Here is a 4,848-nt window from a genome sequence, read left to right as displayed (position 1 = left end):
GCGGACCGGTGGCCGCGCCCCGGACGGCCGGGTCAGCGGCCGAGGCGCCCGCGGCCGAGTTCGAGCAGGGCCATCGCGAGCTGCCTGCCCTCCGACCCCAGTTCCCGGTAGCGCGCCAGCACGTCCATCTCGCGGTTGTAGACGATGCGGGTGCCGCCCGCCGCCATCCGCGCGGCACCGATCCGTCGGGAGACCTCGGCCCGGCGCTTCACCAGCCGCAGGATGTCCGCGTCGAGCTGATCGATCTCCTGCCGGAGCGCGTCGATCTCCTCGGGGGTCTCGGGGATACCGGGGCTTTCGGGGACTCCGGGGCTTTCGGGGGTCTCTGCCGTCTCGTCGACCCTCGCGTTCATCGTGACCTCCGCTGATCGCGGAGTCCGTGTCTCGGCCCGAGGCGAGGAAAGCCCCGGGTCCGTGGACTCCGGGGCTTCGTGATGACTGCTGGGCACTACGCGATCACGGGAGCCGGAGCCCGGTTCCCGTAGAAAAATCGGAACGCGTCGTACCGCACAGGGCCAGTATGCCACACGGGAGTCCCGGTGTCGGGGGCCCCAGGTAGGTTGGACGCCACGATGAGCACCCTGTTCGACCTCCCCCCGGAACCCCGTCGGCACCCCGGCCTGCTCGACGACCTCAACCCCGCGCAGCGTGCCGCGGTGGAGCACGCGGGCTCGCCGCTGCTGGTGGTCGCGGGCGCGGGCTCGGGCAAGACCCGCGTGCTGACCCGGCGCATCGCGTACCTGCTCGCCGAGCGCGGGGTGCACCCCGGTCAGATCATGGCGATCACGTTCACCAACAAGGCCGCGGCGCAGATGCGGGAGCGGGTGGCCGAGCTGGTCGGCAGGCGCGCGAACGCCATGTGGGTGTCGACGTTCCACGCGATGTGCGTGCGCCTGCTGCGGCGGGAGGCCGCGACGCTGGAGATGTCGTCGAGCTTCTCCATCTACGACGCCGACGACAGCAGACGGCTGATGACGCTGGTCGGCAGGGATCTCGACCTGGACCCCAAGCGGTACACGGCCAGGGCGCTGACCACGCACGTGTCGAACCTGAAGAACGAGCTGATCGACGCCGACGCCGCGGCGGAGTCCGCCACCACGGACTTCGAGCGCCGGGCCGCCGAGGCCTACCGCGAGTACCAGCGCAGGCTGGCGCAGGCGAACGCGATGGACTTCGACGACCTCATCATGCGCACGGTCGAGCTGTTCCGGGCGTTCCCCGCGGTGGCCGAGCACTACCGGCGCCGGTTCCGGCACGTGCTGGTGGACGAGTACCAGGACACCAACCACGCGCAGTACACGCTGGTCCGGGAGCTGGTGGGCACCGCCGCCACGGAATCCGGGGTGCAGCCCGCGGAACTGTGCGTCGTCGGGGACGCCGACCAATCGATCTACGCCTTCCGCGGCGCCACCATCCGCAACATCGAGGAGTTCGAACGCGACTTCCCGTCGGCGCGCACGATCCTGCTGGAACAGAACTACCGCTCGACGCAGACCATCCTGTCGGCCGCCAACGCGGTCATCGCCCGGAACCCGAACCGGCGGGACAAGCGCCTGTGGACGGACGCGGGCGAGGGCGAGCGCGTGGTCGGCTACGTCGCCGACACCGAGCACGACGAGGCGGCGTTCGTGGCCTCGGAGATCGACGCGCTCGTCGACGAGGGCGACACGGACTACTCCGACGTCGCCGTGTTCTACCGCACCAACAACCAGTCCCGGGTGTTCGAGGAGATCTTCATCCGGCTCGGCCTGCCCTACCGGGTGGTCGGCGGGGTGCGGTTCTACGAACGGCGCGAGGTCCGCGACGCGCTGGCCTACCTGCGGGTGCTGGCCAACCCGGAGGACACGGTGAGCCTGCGGCGCATCCTCAACGTGCCCAAGCGCGGGATCGGCGACCGTGCGGAGGCGGTGCTCGCCACGCACGCCGACCGGGAACGGATCTCGTTCGCCGCCGCGCTGCGGGAGGCGGCGAACGGTGGGGTGGAGCCGCTCAACCCCCGCTCCCGGAAGGCGGTCACCGCCTTCGTGGAGCTGCTGGACGGGCTGGCCGAACTCGTCGACGCGGGCACCGAGGTGGCCGAGGTGCTTCAGGCGGTGCTGGACCGCACCGGCTACCGCGCGGCGCTGGAGGAGTCGAACGACCCGCAGGACGCCTCGCGCGTCGAGAACCTCGACGAGCTGATCACCGTCGCGCGCGAGTTCACCGAGTTCGCCCGCGACGCCGCGGCCGGAACCGCGGACGGGGAGACCGCCGGGGACGGGGGCGGGGACGGAACCGTCGACGGGGACGCCCCCGGTGGGGACGCCGGTGGGGACGCCGCCGGTGGGGACGCCACCGCCGACGGGGACGACACCGTGGGGGTGCCCGAACCCGGTTCGCTGGCCGCCTTCCTGGAGCGGGTCTCGCTGGTGGCCGACGCGGACTCGGTGCCCCGATCGGACGGTGCCGACGAGGCCGAGGGCGAACCGGACGACGACCGGGGCGTGGTCACGTTGATGACCGTGCACACGGCCAAGGGACTGGAGTACCCGGTGGTGTTCTGCACCGGCTGGGAGGACGGCGTGTTCCCGCACCTGCGGGCGCTGGGGGAGCCGAAGGAACTGGCCGAGGAACGCAGGCTGGCCTACGTGGCGATCACCCGCGCCCAGCGCAGGCTGTACGTCTCCCGCGCGCTGGTGCGCACGGCCTGGGGGCAGCCGGTGAGCAACCCGGCGTCCCGCTTCCTGGACGAACTCCCGGAGGAATTCCTGGACTGGCGCAGGCGCGAGCCGTCGGGCGGGGGGAACGGCTCCCCCAGGGCGGCGAGCACCTGGAGCAGCAGGCTCGGGGCCGGTGCCGGGTCCGCGGGCGGTACCGGGAACGGCTCCCGGACGACGTTCGGTGGCCCGGGCCGCACCGACTGGAAGAACACCGTGGCGCTCAAACTGGACGTCGGTGACCGGGTCAACCACGACAAGTACGGGCTCGGCACCGTCGTGGCCACGGAGGGCAGCGGCCCCAGGGCGACGGCGACGATCGATTTCGGTGCCGCGGGCACCGTCCGGCTGATGCTGATCGGCAGCGTCCCGCTGACCAAGCTCTGACCCCGGGCTCCCGCTGTGCGGGCGCGGCCTTCACCGGGGCCGGCTCACCGGATCCGACGTGGTCCTATCCGGTGAAGCCGGTCCGGAGAGACGATTCTGTCGGCCCCCTTCGCTAGAGTGGCGATCGAACAGAGGTTCGAGCATCGGAGGCGAAGGGGGCGCGCGGTGGCACACGGGGTCCGTGGCGCGGGGACGGCGGTGACGGGGCGGCCGAGGCCGGTCGGTGGTTCAGATGTACACGCCGCGTTCGGCCAGCCAGGCCCTCGGGTCCACCTTGGACCCACCGATCCACACCTCGAAGTGCAGGTGCGGTCCGGTGGACTGGCCCCGGTTGCCCATCGTGGCGATCTGCTCGCCCGCCTTGACCCGCTGGCCGACGGAGACCGAGTAGCTGTCGACGTGCCCGTACACGTGAATGGTGCCGTCGTCCTGCTGCACCTTGACCCACAGGCCGAAGCCACTGGCCGGTCCGGCCTCGATGACGGTGCCGTCGCCTGCGGAGAGGATCGGGGTCCCGATCATGTTGGCGATGTCGATGCCGTAGTGGGTCGTGCCCCACCGGGCGCCGAAACCGGAGGTGAACAGGCCCTGGGCGGGGGCGACGGTCTTCGGTCGGGCGGCCTCTTCCGCGGCCTTCCGGGCCGCCTCGGCCTCGCGCTCGAGCCGGGCCTGGGTGACCTCGGCGCTCTCGGCGAGCTTGCGGGCCTCGGCGTCGGCGTCGGTGCTGCGGGACTGCTGGAGCAGGACGGGCNCGCTCGTGCCGTCGCCGCCGGTGCCCGACGCCTCGGGTTCGGCGGTCGAGTGCGGCGACTCGCGTCACTGGCGTTGGCCAGCGGAGTGACGTCGGTGTGCGACTCCGCGGAATCGCGGGAGTTCTGCAGGGTCTGACCGGCGGCTGCCGCGGCGAATGCGCCCGCCGCGACGGCGGCGACGACGACCCGGCCCCGCAGTGCGGACGAGGGTGCGGGAAGCCGGTGCGAACCCCGGACCCGAACGACCGCACCGTCCAGTGCTTCTTCGAGCGCCGGGGAAGTAGCTTGGCCGCCGGGGGAGCGGTGTCGAGCCAAGACTGCGCCTTCCGTTACTCGGGGAAGTCAGGTCCAGACGCCGGGCGGGGGATCCCGGTGAGCGGTGTCGGGGTACCGCTCGTGACACGGCGAGTCCCGAAGGTCTCGCCGGGCCAGCCTGTTCGTGACCTGACCGTAATGGGGACTGCGGGACAGTAACCAGACGGTCGCGCCGGGGGCAAGACGCCGGTCGCGTCCGGACGGTCGAGTCGTGTGCGCGTCGCTTTGGTGGCGGAGCAACAGCGCACGGTAGACGGGGTTTTCTCAGGGTAGAGTGAGGTGGGTCACAGTTTGGCAACCGAGGGTCTGGACCGCCGTTCGGCGGGGCCGGACGCCGTCCGTCGGTGGAGGGGACCAGTCCCGCCCGTGACCCGACGAGCGGGCGTCCGGGAAGCGGTCTGGCTACTCTCGTCGGCGCATCCGCCGAGGCCGACGGTGCCGGGGCCGCGAGCCCGGCACCGGGAACGGAGGTGAACGATCGCAGCACGACGTGGGACCGGGGCCGATCCGCGTCCACCGGAGCCGTCCGTCCCCGATGATCCACCGGGGGACGAGCGGGACGCGCCGCACGGGGTCGCGCTGATCCCCGCGCTCGCCTGCGGGGGGATCAGCGCGCTGCTGCTCTCCCTCGGTGCCGTCCTGCCGGTCGTGCGTGGTGCCGAGCCCGGCTTCGCGGCCGCCGGGTGGCTGATCGCCCT

2 protein-coding genes and 1 pseudogene are annotated in these 4,848 nt (G+C 72.2%); 1 reads left to right on the top strand and 2 read right to left on the bottom strand.

Translation table 11 applies throughout. The features are described 5' to 3' along the window. Window positions 1–32: 32 nt before the first annotated feature. On the bottom strand, window positions 33–353 hold the full coding sequence (locus SACHA_RS0109615; protein ID WP_019809242.1) for a chorismate mutase: 321 nt from the start codon (window positions 351–353) through the stop codon (window positions 33–35). Window positions 354–572: 219 nt separating this feature from the next. Between SACHA_RS0109615 and SACHA_RS0109610 the strand changes: the two genes are divergently transcribed. Beyond that, a complete protein-coding gene (locus SACHA_RS0109610) occupies window positions 573–3,083 on the top strand; it encodes a UvrD-helicase domain-containing protein (RefSeq protein ID WP_019809240.1) in 2,511 nt (836 codons plus the stop codon). Window positions 3,084–3,311: 228 nt separating this feature from the next. Here the strand turns inward: SACHA_RS0109610 and SACHA_RS21290 are convergent. Continuing rightward, window positions 3,312–4,033 (bottom strand): annotated as a pseudogene (locus SACHA_RS21290) (M23 family metallopeptidase). Between the last annotated feature and the right edge of the window lie 815 nt (window positions 4,034–4,848).

The sequence above is a fragment of the Saccharomonospora halophila 8 genome, from assembly GCF_000383775.1.
GTDB lineage: Bacteria > Actinomycetota > Actinomycetes > Mycobacteriales > Pseudonocardiaceae > Saccharomonospora > Saccharomonospora halophila.
The sequence above is the reverse complement of the archived record's forward strand: the minus strand, read 5'-3'. Positions and strand labels throughout refer to the sequence as shown.